Raw genomic sequence first — 26,113 nt, forward strand, 5'->3', positions numbered from 1 at the left:
GAAAGACCATGGCCTTGACGCGCGCGCGCCGCCGTGACCTGTTGTGCCGAGGGAGAGACATGACATGACGCAACCAAATTCCATCGACGCCGTTCAGAACATGCTGGGAGCGCAGGGCTATGTCTGCGGCCGGGCACTGGCCACGGTTGTGTTCCTGTCGCTGAAACTGGGCCGCCCGCTGTTTCTGGAAGGCGAGGCCGGGGTGGGCAAGACCGAGATTGCCAAAGCGCTCGCAGCGGGACTGAACCGGCGCCTGATCCGGTTGCAGTGCTATGAGGGGCTAGATGCCTCGTCGGCCGTCTACGAATGGAACTTCCCGGCGCAGATGGTGGCAATTCGTACGGCCGAAGCATCAGGCGGCGCAGATCGCGGCGTGTTGCAAGATGAGCTGTTTTCGGATGAGTACCTGATCGAACGCCCTCTGCTGCAGGCGATGCGCCCGGATGAAAATGGCGCCCCGGTACTGTTGATCGACGAACTGGACCGCACCGACGAACCGTTTGAGGCCTTCCTGCTGGAGGCGCTCAGCGATTTTCAGGTCACCATCCCTGAACTGGGCACCGTGAAAGCCCCGGAACCGCCCATCGTCATCCTCACCTCGAATCGCACGCGCGAGGTGCATGACGCGCTGAAGCGCCGTTGTCTTTATCACTGGGTTGATTACCCCGATTTCGACCGCGAAATCGAAATCCTGCACGCCCGCGCCCCCGAGGCCGCCGAGGCCCTCAGCCGTGAGATAGTAGCCTTTGTCCAGCATCTGCGCACCGAGGATCTGTTCAAGAAACCCGGCGTGGCCGAGACTATCGACTGGGCCAAATGCCTGCTGGCACTGGACGTGATCAACCTCAGCCCCGAGGTGATCGGCGACACGCTGGGCGCGATCCTGAAGTATCAGGACGACATCCAGAAACTGCAGGGGTCAGAGGCGAAACGGATTCTGGACGAGGCCAAAGCCACGTTGGAACCGGCCTGATGCTTCATCTTTTCCCAAATACTCCGGGGGTATGGGGGCAGCGCCCCCATGACGCCTGATGGCAGAACAACTTCTTCTCGATATTCCCGACAACCCGAAACTGGCGCAGAACATCACCCATTTTGCGCGGGCCTTGCGCAAGGCCGGATTGCCGATCGGAACGGGGCGGGTGGTCGACGCGATCCGGGCTGTACAGGCGACCGGGTTCACGGCAAAACAGGATTTCTACTGGACCCTGCACGCCTGTTTCGTCAGCCGGCCTGAGCATCGGACGGTGTTCGCACAGGTCTTTCGTCTGTACTGGCGCGACCCGCGTTACATGGAACACATGATGGCCATGATGCTGCCCGCAATCCGTGGCGTGCAAGAGGAACACAAGGCCGACCCGGCCGAAAAACGCGCGGCCGAGGCGCTGCTGGACGGCGTTGAACGCGACTTGTCCGAGGCGGTCGAGCAGGAAGAAGAGACCGAGCTGGAGATTGACGCCTCGCAAACCGCGTCCTCCGAGGAGCGGCTGCGCAGTCTGGATTTCGAACAGATGAGCACGACCGAGATCGCACAGGCCAAACGTATGCTGGCGCGGTTGACGTTACCGGTGAAACCCATCGACTCCCGGCGAGGGCAGGCCAGTCATATCGGCCATCGCATCGACCGCGCCCGCACCCTGCGCGCGGCAATGCGTCAGGGCGGAGAGCTGCGCGATATCGCGCGCCTGAAGCCCAAACCACGTTGGCCCAACCTAGTGGTGCTGTGTGATATTTCCGGGTCGATGAGCCAATACAGCCGGATCATCCTGCATTTCCTGCACTCGGTTTCGAACGCCAAAGGCGCCGGTTGGGCCAGGGTCCATGCCTTCACCTTCGGTACGCGCCTAACCAATATCACCCGCCACTTGCAGCAGCGCGATGTTGATGCCGCTCTGGCCGCTGCCGGGGCCGAGGCGCAAGATTGGGAGGGCGGTACTCGGATCGGAGAATGCCTGCATGCGTTCAACCGCGACTGGTCGCGCCGGGTCATGGGGCAGGGGGCGGTGGTGTTGCTGATCTCGGACGGGTTGGACCGTGGTGACCCCGAGGCATTGGGAAAGGAAATGGATCGGCTGCATTTGTCTGCACGCCGTCTGATCTGGCTGAATCCGCTGCTGCGTTGGGACGGGTTCGCACCCAAGGCGCAGGGCGTCGCTGCGATGCTGCCGCATGTGGACAGCTTCCGCGCGGGGCATTCGATTGCGTCGCTGGAGGACCTTGCCGCCGTCATCTCACAACCTGACGACGCGGGAGAGAAAGCGCGGCTGATGACCGCGCTTTCGGGGTGATTAGCCCCCCACCTGTTCTTCGTTGCACTTCCGCGCCATTTCCATGGCAATGTAGGTGCCGGTCAGATCGACGGTGAAGGCAAACTCCTTCTCGGGGAACACGACCATGACCTTCTGCTTGGCAATGTCTTCCGCGAACTGAGGGTCGTCGGACAGAACATAGCCGCCGGAATACCCTTTGGTAATATTGCCCTTCATGCCGGTGGCTTCACCCAAATAGATGTTGTCCCCCAGCAGGATGGCCACGGCTTCTTTCTCGCCGCGCTTGATGTCGGTCTTAGCCTTGGTAAACACACCCACATAGCCGACGCTGCGGTCTTCGGTCAGCCCCATCTGAACCACGTTTTCCGAGTCATCCACGGCTTCGATCAGGCAGGACTTCTTGTCCTGATCGATGAAGATTTTCCATCCCTCGACTTCACCGTAACGCAGGAAAGTATCCGCGCTGACCGCAGTCGATGCCAGCAGACCGATTGCCATTCCGAGTGTAAAAATGCGTTTCAACTCTCTGTCTCCTTTGTGAAAAATTAATATGCGCATACTGGAATGCACCAGCCGCGCGTGTAGGCTGGAATCAGGCCTGCTGACAATCAATCCTTTGCGTAAACCCAGGGTTCCTGGGCTTTATCGTTCCGAAGGTCCGATAAATTGGAACCCAGCAACACCTCGTGGGGCATGGGTTACTTTTCATCGCGTCAAACCTGCCTATGTTGGGGCTGAACACTCCGGGAGGGTGCAATGGACAGATTCGACAACAGCCCCGAAACGGCCCTGCGTTGGTACAGCGACGGAAGACCTGTCGCATTGGCCACGGTGGTCGAGACCTGGGGAAGCGCGCCGCGGCGTGTGGGGGCCCAGCTGGTCATCGGTGGGGACGGTCGTATCGAAGGGTCTGTCTCGGGCGGCTGTGTCGAAGGCGCGGTCGTGGTCGAGGCGCTTGAAGCGATCGACGAGGGCGAGGCGCGGCTGCTGGAATTCGGCGTCAGCGACGAGGACGCCTTTGCCGTGGGGTTGGCCTGTGGCGGTACCATCCGTGTGTTGGTCGAACCGGTGGGCAAGGTGCTGCCTGAACCGATGCTGCGCGAACTGGTCGAGGCCCGCGCACGGCGCGAACCCGTGGCCTATGAAGTGAATATCGAAACCGGTCAACGCGCTCTGCGACGCAATGCTTATGCGGACCGGCTGCGCATGGATCGATCCGGATTTGAAGAAGATGGTCAGACCTTCGTGGCGGTGCATAACCCGCCTCTGCGACTAATCATCGTTGGCGCGGTGCATATTGCGCAAGCGTTGGTGCCGATGGCGCGGATCGCCGGATATGACCCGGCCATCATCGACCCGCGCGATGCTTTTGCCTCCAGTGCGCGCTTTCCCGGCGAGACGATCCTTACCGACTGGCCAGACGAAGCCGTTGCCAAACTTGGGATGGACGCACGGACGGCGGTGGTGCTGCTGACCCATGACCCCAAGCTGGACGACCCGGCCTTACAATCCGCGCTTCAGGCCGGAGTGTTCTATATTGGCGCTCTTGGCTCGACCCGCACCCATGCCAAGCGTGTGACGCGGATGAAAGAGGCCGGATTCACTGATCAACAGATCGCGCGCATTCACGGGCCTATCGGTCTGGACATCGGCGCCGCAGACCCATCGGAAATCGCGGTGTCCATTCTGGCGCAAATGACAGCCGTGTTGCGGGGCAAAGCGTGAAGTTCGGCCCCGTTCCCGTTGATCAGGCCGTCGGAGCGATTCTGGCGCATTCCGTAAAGGCTGGTGGTACCAAACTGCGCAAGGGCCTCGTGTTGACGGCCGAGCATCAAAAGGTATTGGCCGTTGCCGGGCACAGTTCTGTCACAGTCGCCCGTTTGGCCCCCGGAGATTGCCACGAAGACAAGGCGGCCGCGATGTTAGCCGACGCACTGGTGCCTGATCCCAAGGAGGCGGCGTTGCGGGTGACGCAGCCTTTCACTGGCCGGGTGAACCTGTTGGCTGATGGTCCGGGGGTCGCAGTACTGGATGTCGCGGCGCTTGAGGCGTTCAATCTGGTCAATCCGATGATCACCGTGGCCACCGTACCGCAATACCAGCAGATGAGCGCAGGCGGCATGGTTGCGACGATCAAGGTGATTTCCTACGCCGTTCCGGGCGGCGACGTTCTTGAGGTATCGCGTCTGGCGAAGGGTGCGATCCGCCTTGCCACGCCGGTGTACCGAAACGCCGGGCTGGTGGTAACCGACATTCCCGGCGGACCACCGAACGAGAAAGGCATCGCTGCGATACAGGGGCGGGTGGAGGCCCTCGGGTTGGAGCTTGCCGATATCCGCATTGTCCCGCACCAGACAGAGGCGCTGTCGAGGGCCATCATGGAGACGCAGGGCGATGTTGTGATGATCCTGACCGGCTCGGCCACCTCGGATGTGTCCGACGTGGCGCCTCAGGCACTCCGTGCCGCAGGCGGACAGGTGGACCGCTTCGGAATGCCGGTCGATCCGGGGAACCTGCTGTTTCTGGGGGGGATCGGTGAACGCCCGGTGATCGGGTTGCCGGGATGTGCACGTTCTCCGGCTTTGAACGGGGCGGATTGGGTCCTGTCGCGGGTCGCCTGCGGGATCGCGACGACCGGCGCAGATATTGCGGCGATGGGCGTTGGCGGGCTGCTCAAGGAAATCCCGACGCGACCGCAGCCGCGTGCATCACGGCGTTAATTTGCCTTCCCAAGACCGCGCTTTACCAGTGATGACTGCCCAAGTGACTGACCAAAACAGTCGCTAAATATTTTTGTTCTCAAACAAAAATTCCCGTGTTTAACTCGGCGCAGGGAGAGTTTCATTTTGGGAGGAACATATGACACAGGTCTCAATGACCGTGAACGGTAAATCCGTGAGCGGTGATGTCGAGGGCCGGACGTTGCTGTCCAGCTTTCTGCGTGATCACCTGTCGCTGACCGGGACCCATGTGGGCTGCGATACTGCGCAATGCGGCGCCTGTGTGGTTCACGTGAACGGTGAGGCAGTCAAATCCTGCAATATGCTGGCGCTTGAGGCTGATGGAGCCGATGTCGGCACGATCGAGGGGCAAGCGAACGCGGATGGCTCGCTGAACGTCATCCAGCAGGCGTTTCAGGATCACCACGGGCTTCAATGCGGGTTCTGCACGCCGGGCATGGTGATGAGCGCTGCGGCGCTGTTGAAAAACAACCCGCGCCCGTCTGAGGCTGAGATACGGAAGTATCTGGAAGGCAACCTGTGTCGTTGCACCGGCTATCACAACATCGTCAAGGCGATCATGGCCGCATCCGGTCAGGACGTCAGCAAAATCGCTGCCGAATGATGCCGCTGCGGGCGTCGGGGGAGACGCCCGTGGGATGACAAAGGGTGCACAAGCATCCGTTTATGGGAGGAGAACAAGCAATGCCCAAAGACAGTGGCATCGGAGCCAGTTCCAAGCGGCGCGAGGACGTACGCTTTCTGACCGGAGCGGGCAATTACACCGACGACATCAACGTACATGGCCAAGCCTATGTGCATTTTCTGCGGTCCGACATCGCGCATGGCCGCATCAAATCCGTGGACACTTCGGCGGCCGAGGATATGCCGGGCGTGGTCAAGGTTTTCACCGGTAAGGATTTTGAAGGCGTGGGCGGGATGCCCTGTGGCTGGGAGGTGACCGACAAGCACGGCGCGCCGATGCAGGAGCCTCCTCACCCGATCATGGCGCAAGGTAAGGTGCGCCATGTGGGCGATCCGATCGCAGCCGTTGTGGCCGACAGCCTTGAACAGGCGCGCGACGCCGCCGAGGCGATCGATGTGGATATCGAAGAACTGCCCGCCGTGATCGACATGAAGGCGGCCGCGCAGGATGGCGCAACGCTGGTCCATGACGATCTGAAGAACAACATCTGCTATGACTGGCAACTGGGCGAGACCGACGACGCCAAGGTTGATGAGGTCTTTGCGGGCGCGGCCCATGTCACCACGCTGGATCTGGTGAACAATCGTCTGGTTGCCAACCCGATGGAACCGCGCGTGGCTGTGGGGGAATACAAGCGTGGCACGGATGAGTACACGCTTTATACCACCTCGCAGAATCCGCATGTGATCCGCCTGCTGATGTGCGCCTTCGTGCTGGGTCTGCCCGAGCATAAAGTCCGCGTGGTGGCTCCGGATGTGGGCGGCGGGTTCGGCACAAAGATATTCCACTATGCGGAAGAGGCATTCTGCACCTTCGCTGCCAAGGCTTGTAACCGCCCGGTCAAGTGGACCTCCAGTCGGTCCGAGGCGTTCATGTCCGATGCCCATGGCCGCGACCATGTCAGCAAGATCGAACTGGCGCTGGATGCGGATAACAACTTCATCGGGCTGCGCACCAACACCTATGCCAATCTTGGCGCGTATCTGTCGACCTTTTCCAGCTCGGTTCCGACCTGGCTGCACGGCACGCTGATGGCAGGCAATTACAAGACACCGGTCATTCAGGTGAACGTGAAGGCGATGTTCACCAACACAGTGCCGGTTGATGCCTATCGCGGCGCAGGCCGCCCCGAGGCAACGTTCCAGTTGGAACGCGTTGTGGACAAGGCTGCGCGCGAGTTGGGCGTCGATCCGATTGCGCTGCGCCGTCAGAACTTCATCACCCAATTCCCCTATGACACGCCAGTCGCTCTGACCTACGACACCGGGGACTATAACGGGACGATGGACAAGCTTGAGACCGCTGCCGATCTGGCAGGCTTTGCCGCGCGGCGCGCGCAAAGCGAGGCCAAGGGCAAGCTGCGCGGTCTGGGCATCAACTGCTATATCGAAGCTTGCGGGATTGCGCCCTCAAACATCGTTGGTATGCTGGGCGCGCGTGCGGGTCTTTATGATGCCGCAACGGTGCGGGTGAACGCCACCGGCTCGATCAGTGTCATGGTCGGTGCACACAGCCACGGCCAGGGGCATGAGACCGCCTTTCCGCAGGTTGTGGCCGACATGATCGGCATCGACGAGTCGATGGTCGAGATTGTGCATGGCGATACGTCCAAGATTCCATTCGGCATGGGCACCTATGGCTCGCGCTCGCTGGCGGTTTGTGGCTCGGCCATGGTCAAGGCCACCGAGAAGGTGATTGAGAAAGCCAAGCGGATCGCGGCTCATCTGCTCGAGGCGTCTGAGGCGGATATCGAGCTGAAAGACGGTCAGTTCAGCGTCGCGGGCACCGACAAGTCGGTGGCCTGGGGCGACGTGACCCTGACGGCGTATGTGCCGCATAACTATCCGCTTGAGGTTGAGCCGGGGCTGGAGGAGACGGCGTTTTACGATCCGGCCAACTTCACCTTCCCCGCCGGCGCTTATGCCTGTGAGGTCGAGGTCGATCCCGAGACCGGTCAGGTCACCATCGAGACCTTCACGGCCGCCGATGACTTTGGCAATATCGTCAACCCGATGATCGTGGATGGCCAGGTTCATGGCGGCATCGGTCAGGGCATCGGTCAAGCACTGCTTGAGAACTGCGCCTATGACGAAAATGGGCAGCTACTGAGCGCCTCTTACATGGATTACGCCATGCCGCGTGCGGATGATGTACCGTTTTATGGCGTCGATCATTCTAGTCAGACGCCTTGCACTCATAACCCGCTGGGTGTGAAGGGCTGTGGTGAGGCCGGGGCGATCGGGTCTCCGCCAGCGGTGGTCAATGCCGTGTTGGATGCGCTGAATTCGGGTGGCAAGGCGATTGATCACATCGACATGCCGGTAAGCCCGTCGCGTGTCTGGGCGGCGATGAACAGCTGAGAGGTTGGGGTGCGAGGGGCCAGCCCCTCGCGCTCCCCGGAGTATTTCCAAAAAGATGAAGGGCAGTTGAGTGCCTTTCGGAAAGGAAGACGAAATGTACAATTTCGAGTTTGAGAAACCCTCGACCATTGCTGATGCGGTCGCTGCATTGGGTGCTGAGGAGGCGCAGGCGTTGGGGGGTGGGCAGACCCTGATCCCGACGCTGAAACAGCGGCTGGCGGCACCATCCAAGCTGGTGTCAGTGAGCGGGATTGCCGAGATGAAGGGTGTTTGCGTGGAAGATGACGGCTCGGTGGCTGTTGGCGGGGCGACCACCCATGCCTCGGTCGCGTCCGAGGCCGCGGGCAGCTATCCGGCCCTTGCTGCGTTAGCGGGTCAGATCGGTGATCCGGCGGTGCGCAATCGTGGCACCATTGGCGGATCGATTGCGAATAACGATCCGGCGGCCTGTTATCCGGCTGCTGTTTTGGGATCGGGCGCGACAATCGTCACCAATGCGCGGCAAATCGCGGCGGATGACTTCTTTGAAGGAATGTTCACCACCGCGCTGGACGAGGGTGAGATTGTCACCTCGGTTCGGTTCCCAGTGCCGCAGGCGGCGAGCTATCAGAAATTCCAGCAACCGGCCTCGCGGTTTGCGTTGGTGGGCGTCTACGCGGCGCGTTTCGCCGATGGCGTGCGTGTTGCCGTCACCGGGGCGAGCGAAGATGGCGTGTTTCGTTGGTCCGAGGCAGAGGAGGCACTGAACAAAGCGTTCCGTGCGGATGCGTTGACGGATTTGCGCATCAACCCGGCCAACATGATCGCCGATCTGCACGGCAGCAAGGACTACCGCGCGCATCTTGTTGGCGTCATGACCAGGCGGGCTGTCGAAGCCTGTATGTAAGACGCGGTTAGGGAACAAAGCCCCGGTTTGAGGCCGGGGTTTATTACGTGCGGCGCAGTCTTGGCGGTTTTGCCGGTTGCCAATAGGCCCCGGTATCCTCGCGTGCCTTTTGGTAGGCGTCGATCCGATGGCGGGCCGCGTCGCCTCCGGCATCGAAGAGGTGGCCCAACAGGCATTCCAGCACCGCCATCGCTCCGGTGAAACAGGAAAACGGGTACAGGGCGCGGGTGCTGACGGTGAAGGCGATGTCGGGTTCGACCCCGGGGGCTATCACGTCACTGTCCGAGATCAGGATCAGGCGTAACCCGCGTTGTTTTGCGAACCGCATCGATTGGATGGTGTCTGCGGAATAGGGGTGGACGGTGATGGCGACCAGACAATCGTTTTGGTCGGCATCCAGCAGGTCGTCCGCAGCGGACCCGATATGGCGTGGCACCAGTTGGATGCCCGGATGCGCCATACGGCCCGTGTAGGAAAAGTAATAGGCCAGCGCGTAGCTTGCACGCGTCGCCGTGACGAAACACCTGCGGGATGTCTCGATGTGCCGGACCGCCTCGCGCGCCTTTTCGGGTTTCATCAGGCGTAAGGATCGGGCGACGATATTCTGTTCGTTCTGGGCCAGTTTGGCCTGCGTGTTGCTGAAGGCGTCTTGGGTTTGCAGGGTGGTTAACCAGTCCTGCCCCAATTCGCCTTCGCGGTCCGTGACCAAGGCGTTGCGGAAAGGGGCGCGGAAGGCTTCGAAACTGTCAAACCCCATGCGGTGTGCCAGCCGGACCAGAACATTCGAGCTGACGCCGATTCTGGTCGCCGTAGTCCGGATCGAGTCCAGCCCGAAATCTCCGGGATGGTCGATGACGTACTTGGCGGCCGCCTGCAGGGCCGAAGGCATTTGCCCGATATCATGACGCAAGCGGTCGGTGATCTGGTTTGGCGTGTTTTCCATCAAGGAAGAAAAACAAATGTTATGAAAATAACAAGTAAAAAACGTCACACGCTGGATTAGATGGCAAATGCTACCCGAGGTATGAGCATGTCAGACACGCAAACAAAAACCGAAACCGCCCGTCGTCCCTATGTGCTGGTCGCTCCGAATGGTGCGCGGCGGGGGCGTTCGGATCATCCGGAATTGCCCGTTTCGATTGATCAGATTGTTGAGACCGCGCGTACTTGTTTTGAGGCTGGCGCGCATGGGCTGCATTTGCACATTCGGGACATGCGGGGGCAGCATTCTCTGGACGCCGGTCAATATCTGGAAACGATGGCTGAACTGCGCCGGGTTGTTCCGGAGATGGACGTTCAGATCACGACCGAGGCTGCGGGTCTGTTCGATGTGCCCACCCAACTGGCCTGTCTGGAGCAGGTGCGGCCCGGTTGGGCCTCGGTGTCCGTGCGGGAAATTGCGCGGGCGCCAGAGTTGGCGTCACGTGTCTATGGGCTGTGCGCAGAGCAGGGAACGCGGGTGCAGCACATTCTCTACGATGCCGAAGACGCCGCGCTGCTGGTGCAGTGGCGCGAAGCCGGGGTTGTGCGGGACGGTCAGCTGGATCGTCTTTTGGTCCTGGGGCGGTATACGTCCGATCAGCAATCCTCGCCGCAGGATCTGGACCAGTTTCCCCAAGCCGCATCGCCCTGGATGGTTTGTGCTTTTGGCGCGCTGGAACATGCGTGTCTGGCGCACGCGACCCGGTACGGCGGAGACGTTCGGGTGGGCTTTGAAAACAGCCTGACCGATCAGGACGGAAACCTTTGGAAAGACAATGCCGCGTCGGTGACGGCGCTTGTTGCCATGTTGGAAAGGGCAGTCGAATGAGTCACGTATTTCCACGCCACACGAAATCGGACTTGCCGGTCGCGGCAGGAGGCGACGGGTGCTATCTGATCGACACGCAGGGCCGTCGGTATCTGGATTGTGGGGACGCTGCCGTGTCCTGTCTGGGCCACTCCGATCCGGCGGTGATCCGGGCTGTGCAGGAGCAGGTTAAAAAGATTGCCTTTGCCCATACCGGCTTCATGACCTCGGAACCAGCCGAGGCGCTGGCGGATTTGCTGGTTGAAAAGGCACCGGGCGATCTGGACCGGGTGTATTTCGTTTCGGGCGGGTCCGAAGCGACCGAGGCGGCGATCAAATTGGCGCGGCAGTATTATCTGGAGATCGGCCAGCCCGAGCGGCGGCATGTGATTGCCCGGCGGCAAAGCTATCATGGCAATACTCTGGGTGCTTTGTCGGCTGGTGGGAACGCGTGGCGACGGGCGCAGTTCGCGCCGATGCTGATCGACATGACCCATATTGCGCCCTGCTATGAATACGCGGAAAAGCCGGACAATGAGAGCAGCCATGACTACGGTCAGCGCGTGGCCAATGAACTGGAGGCCGAAATCCTGCGGTTTGGGCCCGAGACCGTGATGGCCTTCATGGCCGAACCGGTCGTGGGGGCGACTCTGGGCGCGGTGCCTGCGGTCGAGGGGTACTTCAAACGCATCCGCGAAATCTGCGACCAGTATGGCGTGCTGTTGATTCTGGATGAGGTGATGTGTGGCATGGGCCGGACGGGACATCTGTTCGCCTGCGATCATGACGAGGTGGCGCCGGATATCCTGTGCATCGCCAAAGGGTTGGGGGCCGGATATCAGCCGATCGGAGCGATGATGTGCACCGGCAGGATTTACGATGCGATCCGCGATGGGTCCGGTTTTTTTCAGCACGGTCACACTTATATTGGCCACCCGGTCGCGACCGCGGCGGCACTGGCCGTTGTCCGCGAACTGACCGGGCGTGATTTGCCTGCGAGGGCGGGGGTTCTGGGCGAAAAGCTACAATCGGCACTTGAAGCCGCGCTGGGACAGCATCCCAATGTCGGGGATATTCGGGGGCGCGGCCTGTTCCGAGGCATTGAACTGGTCGCTGATCGCAACACCAAAACGCCGTTCGACCCTTCGCTCGGTGTGGCGGGTAAGATCAAAAAGGCCGCCTTGGCCGAAGGTCTGATCTGTTATCCGATGTCCGGCACTCGCGACGGGCGTTTGGGCGACCATATCCTTTTGGCACCACCGTTCATCATCGATGAGGCGCAGATTGACGAATTGGTCGGAAAGCTGAGCAAGACAATATCAGCGGTGATCTGACGGCCGGGAAAAGAAAAGCCCCCTCGCATGAGGGGGCTTTGAAACTTAGGACGGATTAAGACCTTATTTCTGCGGCAGGGGCCCGATCATCATGATCATCTGACGGCCTTCCATCTTGGGCATGTTCTCGACCTTGCCCAGATCCTTGATGTCTTCTGCCACACGTTCCAGCAGCTCGCGGCCCAGATTTTGGTGCGCCATTTCGCGACCACGGAAGCGCAGGGTAACTTTGACCTTGTCACCGTTTTCCAAAAACTTGAACACGTTCCGCATTTTGACGTCATAGTCATGGGTGTCGGTGTTGGGTCGAAATTTGACCTCTTTCACCTCTATGATCTTTTGTTTCTTGCGGGCTTCGCTTTCGCGTTTCTGCTGTTCGTACTTGAACTTGCCGAAATCCATGATTTTGCAGACCGGCGGGTTCGCGTTGGGCGAAATCTCGACCAAATCGAGACCGACATCGGCGGCCATCTGCATGGCTTTAGCGGGATGAACCACCCCGACATTTTCACCTTCGGCGCCAATCAGGCGAATTTCGGGGGCACGGATCTTGTCATTGACGCGCGGGCCAGTGTCTCGTTGCGGCGGCGCGTTGTGAGGTCTGCGGGCTATGGGTTCATTCCTTTGATAATTGCAGAATTTCGAGCCCGGAATTTAGACTGCTGCGCGTCCTGATTCAAGCGCCAACCTTGCCGAATGGGCTGAATAAATCAGGTTTAACAGCAGGTTTATGCGCGGGCTACGACCATTCCAGCGGCCCGCGCATTTGGATCAGCCGACAAAGGCCTTTTCGATCACGAATTCCTTGGGCTCGGAATTGGCGCCTTCGCGCAGGCCGAACTCTTCCAGAATGGCCTTGATGTCCAGGTTGAAGGCCAGCGAGCCACAAACCATGGCGCGGTCGGTTTCCGGCTGGATGCCGCCCTCGATGCCCAGGTCGGCAAACACGGTGCCGTTTTTCAGCAGGTTGGTGATGCGGCCCATCTTGGGGCTCTCTTCCCGCGTGGTGGTCGGGTAATAGCGGATCTTGTCCGCAAAACCTTCGCCAATCAGCTCGGCCAGCATTTCGTCCTGGCGGATGTTTTCGATCAGCTGACGGCCATATTCCAACTCTGCTACTTCGCGGCAGGTATGGGTAATGATGACCTCATCATAGTCTTCATAGGTTTGCGGCTCGCGCAGAAGCGAGGCGAAGGGCGCAAAGCCGGTGCCGGTGGCAAAGAACCACAGACGCTTGCCGGGCAGCAGGGCGTCGTGGACCAGAGTGCCGACGGGCTTGGGACGCAGGATGATCTGGTCACCCGCCTTGATGTGTTGCAGTTTCGAGGTCAGCGGACCGTCCTGCACCTTGATCGAGTAGAACTCCAGCTCTTCGTCCCAGGACGGCGAGGCGATCGAATAGGCGCGCAGCAGGGGTTTGCCGTTGTCGCCCAGCAGGCCGATCATCACGAACTCGCCCGAGCGGAACCGCAGCGAGGCAGGGCGCGACACCTTGAACGAGAACAGGCTGTCGGTCCAGTGTTTGACGTCCGTTACGGTTTGGGCGTCCGGCAGAACGGGGGCCTTTACGGCGGTTGCTTCGGTCACGGGCTTCATCTCTGTCATCGTTTCACTGCCGGTCTGCTAAACCGACATCTCCGTTTAAGCTTTGATCCACATCAGGAAAAGGGGCAGATTGCCCCTTTCCTCAATTTAAGCTGGCGGTTGGCGGTCTTAGCCGCGCAGGCGGGCCTGATAGCTGTGGTCTTTCCAGTTGGCGCGGGCCAGCCACTGATCTTCGGGTTGACGGGCGGCCAGAGCCTCGTCGATCTCGACTTCGTCAAAACCGCTGCGGCGCGCCATGGCATATTGATCGGCCAGCACGTGACCTTTTGCGCGCAGACGGCCGGTATAGCCTTTCAGCCGCAGAACGCGAGCAATGGTAAAGCCACGACCATCGGCCGAGGACGGAAAGTCCACGCGCACCATCTGCGCGCCGCCCAGACGGTCAATCAGCTCATCCGGGTCGGTGTCCGAGGCCACATCCAGCGCGACCACATCATTGGCCGCGTCCTCCAGCGTGACAAAGCCGTCGGTCCAGTCATCAGGGGCGAACCCCGTATCCGATACGATTACGTTCATGTTTTCTCTCCGGCGCGCACCATTTTGCCATCGACAAAATGGATGCCGCATTCTTCCTTGTTCTGGTCGCGCCAGCGTCCGGCGCGGGGGTCTTCGCCTTCTTTGACCGGCGATGTGCAGGGCGCACAGCCGATCGAGGGGTAACCTTTGGCCACCAGCGGATGCCGGGGCAGGTTGTTTTCATCCATATAGGCACGCACGTCCGCGGGCGCCCAATGGGCCAGCGGGTTGACCTTGATCCGGCCAGTGCCGTCCTCGACCTCAAAGAACTCGAGCGCGGCGCGGGTGCCGGACTGAAACCGTTTGCGGCCGGTAATCCAGCCGTCATAGCCCATTAATGCCCGCTGCAGCGGGAAGGTCTTGCGCAGGTTGCAGCACGCATCCATGTCCCGCAAACGCAACGCGCCATAAGGGTCGTCGCGCTGAACGTCCTCATCCTCGGCGCGGATGACGTGGACGTTTTTCAGGCCCAGACGTTCGCTGACCTCCTGCTGGTATTCCAGCGTTTCGGTGAACAGCATCTGAGTGTCCACGAACAACACCGGGGTCATCTTGTTTACCACCGCCGCCATGTGCAGCAACACCACCGATTCCGCGCCAAAGCTTGAGACCAGCGCAAGCTCGTCAATCTCCTCCAAAGCGCCATGCATAACGTCATGGGCGCTGTGGTGGCGGAACTGGGCGTTCAGCGCCTCGACCCTTTCGGTCAGTTCGCTTCGATCCTTACCCAGTTCCGTCTGGATCAGGTCAAGCGGCATTGGCCTGCGCCTCGGGGTAGAGGGCCGATTTGAACGGCGCCATGCCTACCCGACGATAGGTCTGCAGGAATGTCTCCTCGCTGCTTTCGCGTTGTTCCAGATAGGTGTCGACGATGCGTTCAACCGCAGGCACGATTTCATCATAGGCAAAGCCCGGACCGGTGCGGTCGCCAATGGCCGCGTTCTCGGTGCCGTCGCCACCCAGAGTGATCTGGTAGTTTTCGACGCCAGCGCGATCCAGACCCAGGATGCCGATATGACCCACGTGGTGGTGACCACATGCGTTGATGCAGCCCGAGATCTTGATCTTCAGATGACCGATGTCGTGCTCCAGCTTGAGGTCTTCGAAGCGGGTCGCGATTTCCTGCGCGACCGGGATCGAACGGGCCGTCGCCAGCGCGCAGTAGTCCATACCGGGGCAGGCGATGATGTCGCTGATCAGGCCGATATTGGCGGTTGCCAGTTCGTGTTCCTTCAGCCTCGCGTGAATCCCGGGCAGGTCCGACTTGTGGACATGCGGGAGGATCACGTTCTGCTCATGGCTGATGCGCAGTTCGTCATAGGCGAACTCTTCGGCCAGATCGGCCATTACGCGCATCTGCTCGGCAGTTGCATCACCCGGCGTTGCACCGTGCTTCTTGATCGAGATCGTTACAATCGCGTGGTCCGCATTTTTGTGCGGCGCGATGTTGGTGTCGACCCACGCGCGGAAGACCGGGTCATTGGTGTAGGCGCTCTCGAACGACGCAACCGAGCCTTCGCGGAAGGCAGGTGCAGCGAAGAGGCCCTTGATCTCGTCCAGCAGGTTCATGTCGGCGCCCTTGAACTGCGGGCGAACCTGCAGGAAACGCTCGTTGACCTTGGCGCGGATGGTGTCGATGCCGTTTTCGTGCACGGTGATCTTGATGCGCGCTTTGTACTTGTTGTCGCGGCGACCGATCTGGTTCCACACGGAAACGGTGGCTTCCAGATATGCCAACAGGTCGTCAAAGGCGACGAACTCGGACAGTTCCTTGCCGATCATGGGTGTACGGCCCAGACCGCCACCGACGATGACGCGGGCGCCCAGAACTCCGTCACGCTCGACCAGTTGCAGGCCGATATCGTGTGCCTTGATCACGGCGCGGTCGTTTTCCGAGCCGGTGATGGCGATTTTGAACTTACGCGGCATGAACTGGAATTCCGGGTGGTCGGTCGACCACTGGCGCAGCAGTTCGGCATAAGGGCGGGGGTCGGCGACCTCATCCGCGGCGGCACCGGCGAAATGGTCGGCGGTCACGTTGCGGATGGTGTTGCCCGAGGTCTGGATGGCGTGCATACCTACCTCGGCCAGCGCGTCCAGCATATCCGGCACATCGTTCAGTTTCGGCCAGTTGTACTGGATGTTCTGACGGGTGGTGAAATGGCCGTAGCCCTTGTCCCACTTCTCGGCCAGCAGGGCCAGTTGGCGCATCTGCGCGCTGTTTAGCGTGCCATAGGGGATGGCGACCCGCAGCATGTAGGCGTGCAGCTGCAGATACAGGCCGTTCATCAGGCGCAGGGGTTTGAATTCGTCTTCGGTCAGCGAGCCGTCAATGCGGCGCTCGACCTGCGCGCGGAACTGCGCGTTACGTTTTGCCAAAAATGCTGTGTCGAACTCGGAGTAGCGATACATGATTAGCTGTCCTTGGTTGCAGCCCCGAACCTTGGGGCCATGAAGGGGAGAGAGAGGGCCGAGGATCAGGCCCGGGGCTGCGTTGCTGATTCCTGCTTGCCATGGGCATAGTTCGAGGGTCCGGTGCGGCGGAACTCCTCGCGGAAATGAGTGGGTTCGGGGCCGTTGTCGCCTGCGACGGCGTCAGCTAGATAAGCACCGACGATCTTGCTGGCCTGACGCGTGGCGTCCAGCAGACGGACCTGTGCGTGGGCTTCATCCGTGATCAACTCGGCATCGGACAGCTTACGCGACCAGCGGTCGTCTTCGGTCAGGTAAATGACGTCGCCTTCCAGCAGGTCGTTGGCGGTGATGACTTTGGGGGTAAAAGCGCGGGCCATCAGGCGTGCTCCTTCTTGAATTCGGTCAGGGCCTTGGCCGCTTGGCGCGGGGAAAGGCCGTAAAAGGTCAGGGTGGGGCCGTCCATTTCGGCGGCGTTCAGATCGGTGGGCAACTGGTCCAGCGTCGTGGCCAGAATGCGTTGATCGGGGCGTGAGGCGTTTTCCACCAGCGTCACCGGCGTATCGCGGTCGGCGCCATGCATGATCAGGCGGCCCTGAATGAAACGGGCGGATTTCTTGCCCATATAGATCGCCGCGACAGAACCCGGACGCGCCAGCGCGGTCCAATCGTGATCGGCAAAGCCTTTCATGTCGTGGCCGGTCAGGAACCGTACCGAGGAATTGCGGCCCCGGCGGGTCAGGCTTTGACCAATTCCTGCAACCGCAGCCGATGCCGCGGTGATGCCAGGCACGATCTGCCAAGAGATGCCTGCAGCCTCGACCGCTTCGATCTCTTCGTCCAGACGGCCAAACACCGTCGGGTCACCCGATTTCAGGCGTACGGCATGGTGGCCTTTCACGGCGTAGTCGACCAGCAACGCGTCTATGTCTTCCTGTTTCCACGAGGGACCAAAGCCCGCCTTGCCAACGTCAACGAGAAAAGCGGACTTGCCCGCCAGTTCCAGAACCTCGGCGCTGATCAGACGGTCATGCAGAACGACGTCAGCGCGCTCAAAGGCATTCAGCGCCTTGAGCGTCAGCAATTCCGGATCGCCCGGACCCGCGCCAACAAAGTCGACGTGCCCTGTGCCATCATATGAATGCGTAAGCTGCATGTGTGGTTCCGCTTGGTTTGACTTGGCTTGCAATATAGGAAATATTCCCGGTATAACGCTATATGGGCGCTTAAATAAGAACAAACGTTCCGTCAATGCCTCGATCTGGGACGCGAGTTTCGAAACGAAGGGAAAATTGGAATGTCGGTGCGGATTGATGACACGGATCGGAAAATTCTGGTCGAGCTACAGCGCGACGCCAGCCAATCGCTGGACGAAATAGCAGCCCGTGTCGGCAGTTCCAAGACCCCTGTCTGGAATCGCATTCGCAAGCTGAAAGGGGCCGGTGTCATCGGCCAGCAGACCGTTTTGCTGGACGCCGAAGCGCTGGGTTTCGAGGCGACTTTTTTTGTTCTGATCCGAACCTCGGAACATGAGGCCGACTGGCAGCGCAAGTTCCTCAAAGCCCTGCGGGATCGCCCCGAAGTGCAAGAGGCGCACCGGTTGGCGGGCGACATCGACTATATCCTCAAAGTGCGGGTCAAGAATGCGCGGGCCTATGACGAATTCTATCAGACCCTGATTTCCGAGGTGCGCGTCCACAACGTGACCGCGCTGCTGTCGATGGAGGAGATCAAATCCACCACCATGCTGCCGTTGAACGCGCTGATCGAAAGCTGAGACCAGTCAAACCCGCACCATCAGCCGGGTCAGGCCGCGGAAATGGTAGGTGTTGGAATATTCCGGACCGGCGCACAGACGCAGGTTCGGGCAGCGATCGAACAGGGCCGTCAGGGCAATCCGCATCTCCAACCGCGCCAGCGGGGCGCCGACGCAAAAATGCAACCCACCGCCGAAGCTGGTATTGGTCACGATCGGCCGGGTGGGGTCGAAACGGTCCGGATCGGCCCAGACCGATGGGTCCCGGTTCGCAGCCCCCAGCAACAGCGCAACCTCATCGCCACGGTGGAAGGTATGGCCAAATAGCTCGGCCTCTTCATAGGCATACCGGGTGAACATGTGCAGCGGCGGGTCGTAGCGCAGGATCTCTTCGATCAAACCGTCTATCGCATGGGCGCGTGGGTCGATTCCCATTTGCAGCAGAGTTTTCACGCCATTTCCCAGCGAATGAACCGTGGCCTCATGCCCGGCGTTCAGCAGCAGGATGCAGGTGGCGACAAGCTCGTCATGTGAGAGCTTCTCGCCGTCTTCCTCGGCGGCGATCAGGCGGGTGATCAGGTCGTCGCGCGGATTGCTGCGGCGCTGCTGGATGTAATCATCGAGGAAATCAGTGAAATCCTGTGCAGCGGCAGCGGCTGCGTCTTCGGTTTCGCGCGTCCGACTGGCCTGATACATCGCCACCATGGCATGAGACCAGCGCAGCAGATCGGGCGACATCCCCTCGGGCACACCTAGCAGGCAGCAGATCGTGATGACCGGGACTTGCGAACAGAATGTCTCCAGCAGATCAAAGGGTGCGTCTGGAAAGCGGTCGATCAGGCTGTGGCTGAGGTCTCGAATGGACGGCTCCAGCGCCGAGATTGCGCGCGAGGTAAAGGCGCGCACGACCAGCGCCCGTAACCGGGTGTGGCGGGGTGGTTCAGCCTCGAGCAATGAATGCGCCTCGACCGTCAGCCATGGGGCCAGATGCGCGGGGCGGGGGCGTTGCAACTCGGCGGGCACCTCGCGACCGAAGCGGCGATCCTTCAGCAAAGCCTGCACGGCCCGGTGCGAGACAGCCGCAACTTTTTGGTAATCCTTCCAATAGACAAGGTCCCCGTGCGAGCGGGCGTTATCATAAAATGGATAGGGGTTTTGCACGAAACCCGGATCGAGTGGGGATTGGAACAGTGTCTTCATGCGGCACAGACTTGCCATGCGGTCCGCTGAATGCAAGACCCTATACCATGCAACGGGTTTGGGTGATCCTTGGATTTCTGTGTGCCGTCGGGCTGTTGTCCGCCGGAGTGTGGTCCTACGGCTATCGGCAGGCGCTGTCGCAGCTGAGCGAAAAAGCCGAGGCCGACCTTGAGCTGGCGGCCGACCGGCTAAGCACTCAGATGCAGGTCTATCAGGAACTGGCGGTGCTGATGGCAAATCATCCGGCCTTGCGGACACTTGATACCCCGGCCCAGCAACAGGTCGCCCGGTCGATACTGCTGGACGTGGCGGACAAGACCGCGGCCGTGAACATGATGTATCTGGATCAGAGCGGTCAGGTATTGGTCTCGGCGCAACCGGTTCAGCAAGACAATATGGCGGGGCACCCTGCCTTCCAGCGTGCGTTGCAGGGGGCATTGGGCAATGCACACGAAGTGCTGCCGTTCAGCGGCGACCGGATCTATTCCTATGCGGCCCCCACCTTTGACGCCTCCGGCCGGGTCGAAGGCGCGTTAATGGTGGTGGCGGACGTACAGGATGTGGAACAGACCTGGCGTGGCAGTACCGAGGCGGTGTTCTTTACCGATGGACGCGGGGTGGTCTTTATCTCGAACCGGTCCGATCTGTTGTTCTGGCATCGTGCCGACGGGCAACAGGGGCTGACGCCGCCAGAGGGCGGAGAAGTTGCTTTCGCCTCGACTCGGGTCGGACCGCATGAACTGTGGAGGCTCAACTGGGGTCGCTACCTGCCAGGCCGCGCGTTGCATCTGATGCTTGATCTGCCTGTGATAGACATGACGGCAGAGGTGTTGGTCGATGTCGCCCCGGCCCGGCGTCTGGCCGGGTTGCAGGCGGCAACTGTTGCCGCGATCTGTCTGGCCTTCGGCGCGTTGCTGTTTCTGGCGACGGAACGCAGACGGACTCTGGCCGAAGCCAACGCAGTTCTGGAAAGCCGCGTTGCACAGCGTACCCGCGCCTTGACCGCAGCCAACACAGCTTTGCGGCGTGAGGTGCACGAGCGGCAGGAAGCGGAGACCGCGCTGAAACAAGCGCAGGAAGAGCTTATTCAGGCCGGTAAGCTAAGCGCCCTGGGGCAGATGTCGGCGGGTATCAGTCATGAGCTGAACCAACCCCTGATGGCGATCCGGCAGTTTGCCGATAACGGGACGGCCTTCCTGACGCGGGGGCGCGGGGAAAAGGCTGCCGAGAATCTGACGCGCATTTCCGACATGGCCGCCCGGATGGCGCGGATCATCAAGAACCTGCGCGCTTTTGCCCGCAACGAAAGCGAACCGATGGGCAAGGTCGATCTGGTGCAGGTGATCGACACGGCCGTGGAACTGACCGAGGCGCGTCTTCGCGCCGAAGGGGTGACGATGGACTGGCAGCCGCCCGACGGGCCGGTTCATGCGTGGGGCGGCGAGGTGCGGTTGGTGCAGGTGTTTGTCAACCTGATCAACAACGCCGCGGACGCGATGAGCCGGCAGGATGAGCGCCTTATCGGTATCGCGATCGAGGCCGGAGACAGGCTGACCGTTACGGTGCGCGATATCGGTCCGGGCATTGAAAACACCGAAAAACTGTTCGAACCCTTCTATTCGACCAAGGCGGTTGGGTCGTCCGAGGGGATGGGGCTGGGCCTTTCGATTTCCTATGGTCTGGTCCAGAGTTTCGGGGGCAATATTCGCGGTTCGAACGCGCAGACCGGCGCGGTGTTCACCGTTGAGCTTGAGTATTACCGGGAAGATGAGGTGGCATGACCCGCAAGGTTTTATTGGTCGACGATGACGCCGCTGTGCGCGAGGCGCTGGCGCAGACGCTGGAACTGGCCGATTACGCTCCGGTTTCGGCGGGGTCGTTCGTGGCGGCCAAGGATCACATCCGCGCCGATTTCCCCGGAGTGATCGTTTCGGACATCCGGATGCCGGGGCGGGATGGGTTTCATCTGCTGACCTACGCGCATGAGATTGACCCGGACCTTCCGGTCATCCTGTTGACCGGTGAGGGCGACATTCCGATGGCCGTGCGCGCGATGGGGCAGGGAGCGTTCGACTTTCTGGAAAAGCCCTGTGCCGCAGCCGACCTGCTGGAGGTTCTGGGCAAGGCCTTTGCCGCGCGAACGCAGGTTCTGGAGCAGCGTGCGCTGAAACGCGAGCTGGAACGTGGCGACCCGGCTGCGCGGCTGTTGTTCGGTCTGTCCGCTCAGGCCGAAGCGTTGAGAGAGCGCGTGCGGAGCGTTGCGCCCACCCGGGCCGAGGTTCTGGTCACCGGTCCTGCGGGCAGCGGGATTTCCAAAGTGGCCGAGGTCGTGCATCTGATGTCGCCGCAGGGGCAAGGGCCGTTTGTAAAGCGCCCGTCGTCCGGTCTGACGCCCGATGCGTTGGTTCAGGTCTGCGAGGATGCGGCCGGAGGGTCGCTGTTCCTGGACGAGATATCGGCAATGCCCGAGGCGACGCAATACGCCGCGCTGGAGGCGGTCGAGCAGGGGGTCGGCGCGCGTATTCTGGCCGGCACGACGGCGGATTTGTCAGTGCTGTCCGCAGAGGGGCGGTTTCACGCGGACCTGTTCTATCGGCTGGATGTGATGCGGGTGCGCATCCCGTCCTTGGCCGAGCGGCCCGAGGACATTCCGGTGATCTTTCGCCACTATGTGGCGCAGGCGGCCGAGCAGGCAGGTATTGCCGAGCCTGAGATATCTTCGGAACATCTGGCCTCATTGATGGCCAGCGACTGGCCGGGGAACGCGCGTTCTCTGATGTCGGCGGCCATGCGGTTTGTGCTGGGAATGCCGGAAGAGGTCGCGCAGGCCACTGATCTGGGGTTGAGCGAACAGATGGCGCGTGTGGAGCGTTCATTGCTGATTGCGGCGTTGGGTCGGCACAATGGCAAGGCCTCGGATGCGGCAAAGGCGCTGAAGCTGCCGCGCAAGACGTTCTATGACAAGCTGACCCGGTACCAGATTCGCCCCGAAGATTATCGCAGGTGATCAGAATGTCTCCCGCCCCCTTTGACCGCATTAACATGCGGTTAATGGCGTTGGGCCGGGCAGCCCGCTGGCGCGGGCTGCGCGTGGTGTGATCTGTCAACGGTATGATTCTTCGGCACTGATTCGATATGAGTGCGGATTTCCGCACAAGAGGTGTGGAGTTTGTGCGAAAATTCGCACAATGGGTGATGGGGTTTAAAAGGGAAGTCTGATTTGATCATTTTAATGCGCTGTTTTAAAGAGATAAATCCCGCAATTGCGCGACAGGAAACAAAACGTTGAGCCATAACCTTCGATTCGGTTCACTTCGCCTCATGCGGCACCAATCAGGTGCCAATGGGACGAATGAGGAAGTCTGGGAGGAAAAGACTGATGAAATTCCTGACAACGGCTGCTACGGCAATTGCACTGACCGTAACCGCAACAGCAGGCATGGCGGCCTGCGAGGACGGTGAGATTGTCGTGAAGTTCGCGCATGTGACGAACACTGACAAGCACCCCAAGGGCATTGCGGCATCGCTGCTGGAACAGCGCGTGAATGACGAGATGAACGGCGTGATGTGCATTGAGGTCTATCCGAACTCGACGCTCTATAACGACGACAAGGTGCTGGAGGCGATGCTGCAGGGCGACGTGCAGCTGGCCGCGCCCTCGCTGTCGAAATTTGAAAAGTTCACCAAGCAGTTCCGTCTGTTCGATCTGCCGTTCATGTTCAAGAACATCGAAGCCGTGGACGCATTCCAGGCTTCGGATGACGGTCAGGCGATGAAGGACAGTATGCAGCGCCGCGGCTTGCAGGGGCTGGCCTTCTGGCACAACGGCATGAAACAGATGTCGGCGAACAAGCCTCTGGTTGATCCGTCGGATGCAGACGGTCTGAAGTTCCGCGTTCAGTCCTCGGACGTGCTGGTGGCGCAGATGGAAGCCATCGGCGGCAGCCCGCAAAAGATGGCGTTCTCGGAAGTCTATGGCGCGCTGCAGCAGGGCGTTGTCGATGGGCAGGAGAACACATGGTCGAACATTTATGGCAAGAAGTTCTTTGAGGTTCAGGACGGCATCACCGAGACCAACCACGGTATCATCGACTATCTGGTTGTGACCTCGGTTGACTGGCTGGACAGCCTGGACCCGGAAGTGCGCGACCAGTTCCTGACCATTCTGGCCGAAGTCACCGAAACCCGGAACAAGGAAGCCTTTGCAGTGAACGAAGCGGCCAAGGCCTCAATCACCGATGCGGGCGGCATCATTCGTGACCTGAACCCCGAGCAGCGTCAGGCCTGGGTTGATGCGATGAAACCGGTCTGGGACCAGTTCGCCGACGATGTGGGCCAGGACAAGATCGACGCCGCTCAGGCCATCAACGCCGGGTTCTGATGCCGGTTCAGGCCGCGCGTCAGGGACTGGGGAGTATGCGACGCGCAGGCTGGGCGGGCCGTTAAAGGCCCGCCCCAATCACTCTCATCACAAAAAATGCGGGGACGGAAAGATGTCTGGTGCGAAACCCGGCCAAGGCGGGCTGGTCGACCATATCGAAGAAACCCTGATCGCGTTGTTGCTGGGCCTGATGACGGCCGTGACATTTGCCAATGTGATCGCGCGGTTCGTATTTAATTCCAACATCCTGTGGGCGCTTGAGTTGACGGTGTTCACTTTTGGCTGGCTGGTGCTGCTGGGCGCGTCCTATGCGGTAAAGAAGCACGCGCATCTGGGTGTGGATGCCATCCTGAACATGCTGCCCCCGGCACCGCGCCGGATCCTGGCGCTGATCGCGGTTGGCTGCTGTCTGGTGTTTTCGCTGCTGATGCTGAAGGGCGCCTACGACTATTGGGCCGTCTTTGCGGACCTTCCACCAACCTCGGGCCGCTGGTTCCCGACCGGGTTTGACACCGGCGCGCGCAGCCAGAGTTTCTATGAGGTCGATGACATCCCCATGGTCGCGCCGCTGCGGTTTCTGGAAGACCTGATCAACTATGGTGAAGGGTACGAGAAGCTACCGAAGGTAGTGCCCTATCTGGTGCTGCCGGTTTCAATGCTTCTGCTCGTGATCCGGTTTACCCAGGTCGCTGTGCAAATCTGGCGCGGTGAAACCGATCGGCTTGTTGCCAGCCATGAAGTCGAGGACGAGATCGAAGAGGTCCGGGCTCAGCAGGGGGAGCATGACTGATGGACGTTATCCTCCTTTTCTCGATGGTCATCGGCCTGCTGCTGATCGGGGTACCGATTGCGGTGGCTCTGGGCCTCAGCTCGACCTTGTTCCTGCTGATCTATTCCGACAGTTCGCTGGCTTCGGTCGCGGGCACTCTGTTCGAGGCGTTCGAGGGGCATTTTACCCTGCTGGCGATCCCGTTCTTCATTCTGGCCTCGTCCTTCATGACCACCGGCGGCGTGGCGCGGCGGATCATCCGGTTTTCGATTGCCTGTGTGGGGCATCTGCCGGGCGGTCTGGCGATTGCGGGTGTCTTTGCCTGTATGCTGTTCGCAGCCCTGTCCGGGTCGTCTCCGGCGACCGTGGTGGCCATCGGCTCGATCGTTATCGCCGGGATGCGTCAGGTGGGCTATTCCAAGGAATTCGCCGCTGGTGTGATCTGTAACGCCGGTACGCTGGGCATTCTGATCCCGCCGTCGATCGTGATGGTTGTCTATGCCGCAGCTGTTGAGGTTTCGGTTGGGCGCATGTTCCTGGCGGGGGTCATTCCAGGCCTAATGGCGGGTCTGATGCTGATGATCACCATCTATGTCATGGCCAAGGTCAAGAACCTGCCGAAGGGTGAGTGGAAAGGTTGGGGCGAAGTCTTCACCTCGGCGCGCGAAGCCGGTTGGGGTCTGTTCCTGATCGTCATCATCCTGGGTGGTATCTATGGCGGTATCTTCACCCCGACCGAAGCCGCTGCGGTGGCTGCCGTCTATGCCTTCTTCATCGCCAGCTTTGTCTACAAGGACATGGGGCCGCTCAGCACCGAGGACGGAGAGAAGAATCTGCCGCTGCTGAAAAAGCCCTATGCGCTGCTGACGGCGTTCTTCCATCCGGATACCAAGCACACGCTGTTCGAGGCCGGCAAGCTGACCGTCACGCTGCTGTTCGTGATCGCCAACGCGCTGATCCTCAAGCACGTGCTGACGGATGAGCAGGTGCCGCAGCACATCGCCAACGCCATGTTGTCCGCAGGCTTGGGGCCGGTGACCTTCCTGATCGTGGTGAACGTCATTCTGCTGATCGGCGGTCAGTTCATGGAGCCTTCGGGCCTGTTGGTGATCGTCGCGCCTCTGGTGTTCCCAATTGCAATTGAACTGGACATCGACCCGATCCATTTGGGGATCATCATGGTGGTCAACATGGAGATCGGGATGATCACGCCTCCGGTTGGTCTGAACCTGTTCGTGACATCTGGCGTGGCCGGGATGCCGATGATGAAAGTCGTAAAGGCGGCGCTGCCGTTCCTGGCGGTGCTGTTCGTCTTTTTGATTATGGTGACGTATATCCCTTGGATATCGACCTTCCTGCCCAACACCTTTATGGGGCCGGAAATTGTGACCAACTAACGGGTTCAGTCA

24 protein-coding genes and 1 pseudogene are annotated in these 26,113 nt (G+C 60.5%); 15 read left to right on the top strand and 10 right to left on the bottom strand.

Features of this window, described 5'->3' with window-relative positions; translation table 11 throughout:
- The first annotated feature begins 64 nt into the window (after positions 1-64).
- Positions 65-973, top strand: a complete 909-nt coding sequence (locus ACOQFT_RS20970; protein ID WP_421599780.1) for an AAA family ATPase — start codon at positions 65-67, stop codon at positions 971-973.
- A gap of 58 nt (positions 974-1,031) precedes the next feature.
- On the top strand, positions 1,032-2,288 hold the full coding sequence (locus ACOQFT_RS20975) for a vWA domain-containing protein (RefSeq protein WP_421599781.1): 1,257 nt from the start codon (positions 1,032-1,034) through the stop codon (positions 2,286-2,288).
- Here ACOQFT_RS20975 and ACOQFT_RS20980 read toward each other — a convergent pair whose 3' ends face one another.
- The gene (locus ACOQFT_RS20980) at positions 2,289-2,792 is read right to left on the bottom strand and encodes a hypothetical protein (protein WP_421599782.1); all 504 of its coding nucleotides are present in this window, start codon (positions 2,790-2,792) and stop codon (positions 2,289-2,291) included.
- A gap of 234 nt (positions 2,793-3,026) precedes the next feature.
- Here ACOQFT_RS20980 and ACOQFT_RS20985 point away from each other — a divergent pair, with 234 nt between their 5' ends.
- From ACOQFT_RS20985 to ACOQFT_RS21005, 5 genes are all read left to right on the top strand, one after another.
- A complete protein-coding gene (locus ACOQFT_RS20985; protein WP_421599783.1) occupies positions 3,027-3,995 on the top strand; it encodes an XdhC family protein in 969 nt (322 codons plus the stop codon).
- Positions 3,992-4,990: a molybdopterin-binding protein gene (locus ACOQFT_RS20990; RefSeq protein ID WP_421599784.1), complete on the top strand. Its 999-nt coding sequence runs from the start codon at positions 3,992-3,994 to the stop codon at positions 4,988-4,990. Before ACOQFT_RS20985 ends, ACOQFT_RS20990 begins: the two co-directional genes overlap by 4 nt.
- 139 nt (positions 4,991-5,129) lie before the next feature.
- On the top strand, positions 5,130-5,615 hold the full coding sequence (locus ACOQFT_RS20995; RefSeq protein WP_421599785.1) for a (2Fe-2S)-binding protein: 486 nt from the start codon (positions 5,130-5,132) through the stop codon (positions 5,613-5,615).
- 80 nt (positions 5,616-5,695) lie between these two features.
- Positions 5,696-8,056 carry a xanthine dehydrogenase family protein molybdopterin-binding subunit gene (locus tag ACOQFT_RS21000; RefSeq protein WP_421599786.1) on the top strand — a complete coding sequence of 787 codons (2,361 nt, stop codon included), beginning with the start codon at positions 5,696-5,698 and terminating at the stop codon, positions 8,054-8,056.
- A gap of 94 nt (positions 8,057-8,150) precedes the next feature.
- Positions 8,151-8,942, top strand: coding sequence for an FAD binding domain-containing protein (locus ACOQFT_RS21005; RefSeq protein ID WP_421599787.1), 792 nt, complete (start codon positions 8,151-8,153; stop codon positions 8,940-8,942).
- A gap of 43 nt (positions 8,943-8,985) precedes the next feature.
- Here the strand turns inward: ACOQFT_RS21005 and ACOQFT_RS21010 are convergent, their stop codons facing one another.
- Positions 8,986-9,885 carry a MurR/RpiR family transcriptional regulator gene (locus ACOQFT_RS21010; RefSeq protein ID WP_421599788.1) on the bottom strand — a complete coding sequence of 300 codons (900 nt, stop codon included), beginning with the start codon at positions 9,883-9,885 and terminating at the stop codon, positions 8,986-8,988.
- 87 nt (positions 9,886-9,972) lie between these two features.
- On the opposite strand from ACOQFT_RS21010, the gene ACOQFT_RS21015 reads away from it, so the two are divergent.
- Complete coding sequence (locus ACOQFT_RS21015; protein WP_421599789.1) at positions 9,973-10,752, top strand: 3-keto-5-aminohexanoate cleavage protein; 780 nt, start codon at positions 9,973-9,975, stop codon at positions 10,750-10,752.
- Positions 10,749-12,065 (top strand): aspartate aminotransferase family protein, encoded by a 1,317-nt coding sequence (locus tag ACOQFT_RS21020; RefSeq protein WP_421599790.1) that lies wholly within the window; start codon positions 10,749-10,751, stop codon positions 12,063-12,065. Before ACOQFT_RS21015 ends, ACOQFT_RS21020 begins: the two co-directional genes overlap by 4 nt.
- Positions 12,066-12,128: 63 nt before the next feature.
- On the opposite strand, the gene infC is transcribed toward ACOQFT_RS21020, so the two are convergent.
- The 7 genes and pseudogenes from infC to cobA all read right to left on the bottom strand — a co-directional run.
- The gene (gene infC / locus ACOQFT_RS21025) at positions 12,129-12,677 is read right to left on the bottom strand and encodes a translation initiation factor IF-3 (RefSeq protein ID WP_421600078.1); all 549 of its coding nucleotides are present in this window, start codon (positions 12,675-12,677) and stop codon (positions 12,129-12,131) included.
- A gap of 159 nt (positions 12,678-12,836) precedes the next feature.
- Positions 12,837-13,670 (bottom strand): ferredoxin--NADP reductase, encoded by an 834-nt coding sequence (locus ACOQFT_RS21030; protein WP_421599791.1) that lies wholly within the window; start codon positions 13,668-13,670, stop codon positions 12,837-12,839.
- A gap of 108 nt (positions 13,671-13,778) precedes the next feature.
- Positions 13,779-14,186, bottom strand: coding sequence for a DUF934 domain-containing protein (locus tag ACOQFT_RS21035; protein WP_421599792.1), 408 nt, complete (start codon positions 14,184-14,186; stop codon positions 13,779-13,781).
- A complete protein-coding gene (locus ACOQFT_RS21040; protein WP_421599793.1) occupies positions 14,183-14,944 on the bottom strand; it encodes a phosphoadenylyl-sulfate reductase in 762 nt (253 codons plus the stop codon). Before ACOQFT_RS21040 ends, ACOQFT_RS21035 begins: the two co-directional genes overlap by 4 nt.
- On the bottom strand, positions 14,934-16,598 hold the full coding sequence (locus ACOQFT_RS21045) for a nitrite/sulfite reductase (protein WP_421599794.1): 1,665 nt from the start codon (positions 16,596-16,598) through the stop codon (positions 14,934-14,936). The genes ACOQFT_RS21040 and ACOQFT_RS21045 overlap by 11 nt, the downstream gene beginning before the upstream one ends.
- A gap of 65 nt (positions 16,599-16,663) precedes the next feature.
- A complete protein-coding gene (locus ACOQFT_RS21050; protein ID WP_421599795.1) occupies positions 16,664-16,978 on the bottom strand; it encodes a DUF2849 domain-containing protein in 315 nt (104 codons plus the stop codon).
- Positions 16,978-17,724 (bottom strand): annotated as a pseudogene (gene cobA / locus ACOQFT_RS21055) (uroporphyrinogen-III C-methyltransferase); the annotation flags it as partial. The gene ACOQFT_RS21050 and the pseudogene cobA, both read right to left, overlap by 1 nt.
- A 171-nt stretch (positions 17,725-17,895) precedes the next feature.
- On the opposite strand from cobA, the gene ACOQFT_RS21060 reads away from it, so the two are divergent.
- Positions 17,896-18,375, top strand: a complete 480-nt coding sequence (locus tag ACOQFT_RS21060; RefSeq protein WP_170442447.1) for an Lrp/AsnC family transcriptional regulator — start codon at positions 17,896-17,898, stop codon at positions 18,373-18,375.
- Between the two features lie 6 nt (positions 18,376-18,381).
- Here ACOQFT_RS21060 and ACOQFT_RS21065 read toward each other — a convergent pair whose 3' ends face one another.
- On the bottom strand, positions 18,382-19,554 hold the full coding sequence (locus ACOQFT_RS21065; protein ID WP_421599796.1) for a cytochrome P450: 1,173 nt from the start codon (positions 19,552-19,554) through the stop codon (positions 18,382-18,384).
- A gap of 47 nt (positions 19,555-19,601) precedes the next feature.
- Here ACOQFT_RS21065 and ACOQFT_RS21070 point away from each other — a divergent pair, with 47 nt between their 5' ends.
- The 5 genes from ACOQFT_RS21070 to ACOQFT_RS21090 all read left to right on the top strand — a co-directional run bounded on the left by ACOQFT_RS21070 (position 19,602) and on the right by ACOQFT_RS21090 (position 26,101).
- On the top strand, positions 19,602-21,335 hold the full coding sequence (locus ACOQFT_RS21070) for a sensor histidine kinase (RefSeq protein WP_421599797.1): 1,734 nt from the start codon (positions 19,602-19,604) through the stop codon (positions 21,333-21,335).
- Positions 21,332-22,561 (top strand): sigma-54-dependent transcriptional regulator, encoded by a 1,230-nt coding sequence (locus tag ACOQFT_RS21075; RefSeq protein ID WP_421599798.1) that lies wholly within the window; start codon positions 21,332-21,334, stop codon positions 22,559-22,561. The genes ACOQFT_RS21070 and ACOQFT_RS21075 overlap by 4 nt, the downstream gene beginning before the upstream one ends.
- A gap of 372 nt (positions 22,562-22,933) precedes the next feature.
- Entirely contained in the window at positions 22,934-23,935 is a 1,002-nt protein-coding gene (locus tag ACOQFT_RS21080) for a DctP family TRAP transporter solute-binding subunit (protein WP_421599799.1), read from the top strand.
- A 112-nt stretch (positions 23,936-24,047) separates the two neighbouring features.
- Positions 24,048-24,725 (top strand): TRAP transporter small permease, encoded by a 678-nt coding sequence (locus ACOQFT_RS21085; protein WP_421599800.1) that lies wholly within the window; start codon positions 24,048-24,050, stop codon positions 24,723-24,725.
- On the top strand, positions 24,725-26,101 hold the full coding sequence (locus ACOQFT_RS21090) for a TRAP transporter large permease (RefSeq protein ID WP_421599801.1): 1,377 nt from the start codon (positions 24,725-24,727) through the stop codon (positions 26,099-26,101). Before ACOQFT_RS21085 ends, ACOQFT_RS21090 begins: the two co-directional genes overlap by 1 nt.
- Positions 26,102-26,113: the final 12 nt, after the last annotated feature.

Source organism: Ruegeria sp. MALMAid1280 (genome assembly GCF_049195285.1).
Lineage (GTDB): Bacteria > Pseudomonadota > Alphaproteobacteria > Rhodobacterales > Rhodobacteraceae > Ruegeria.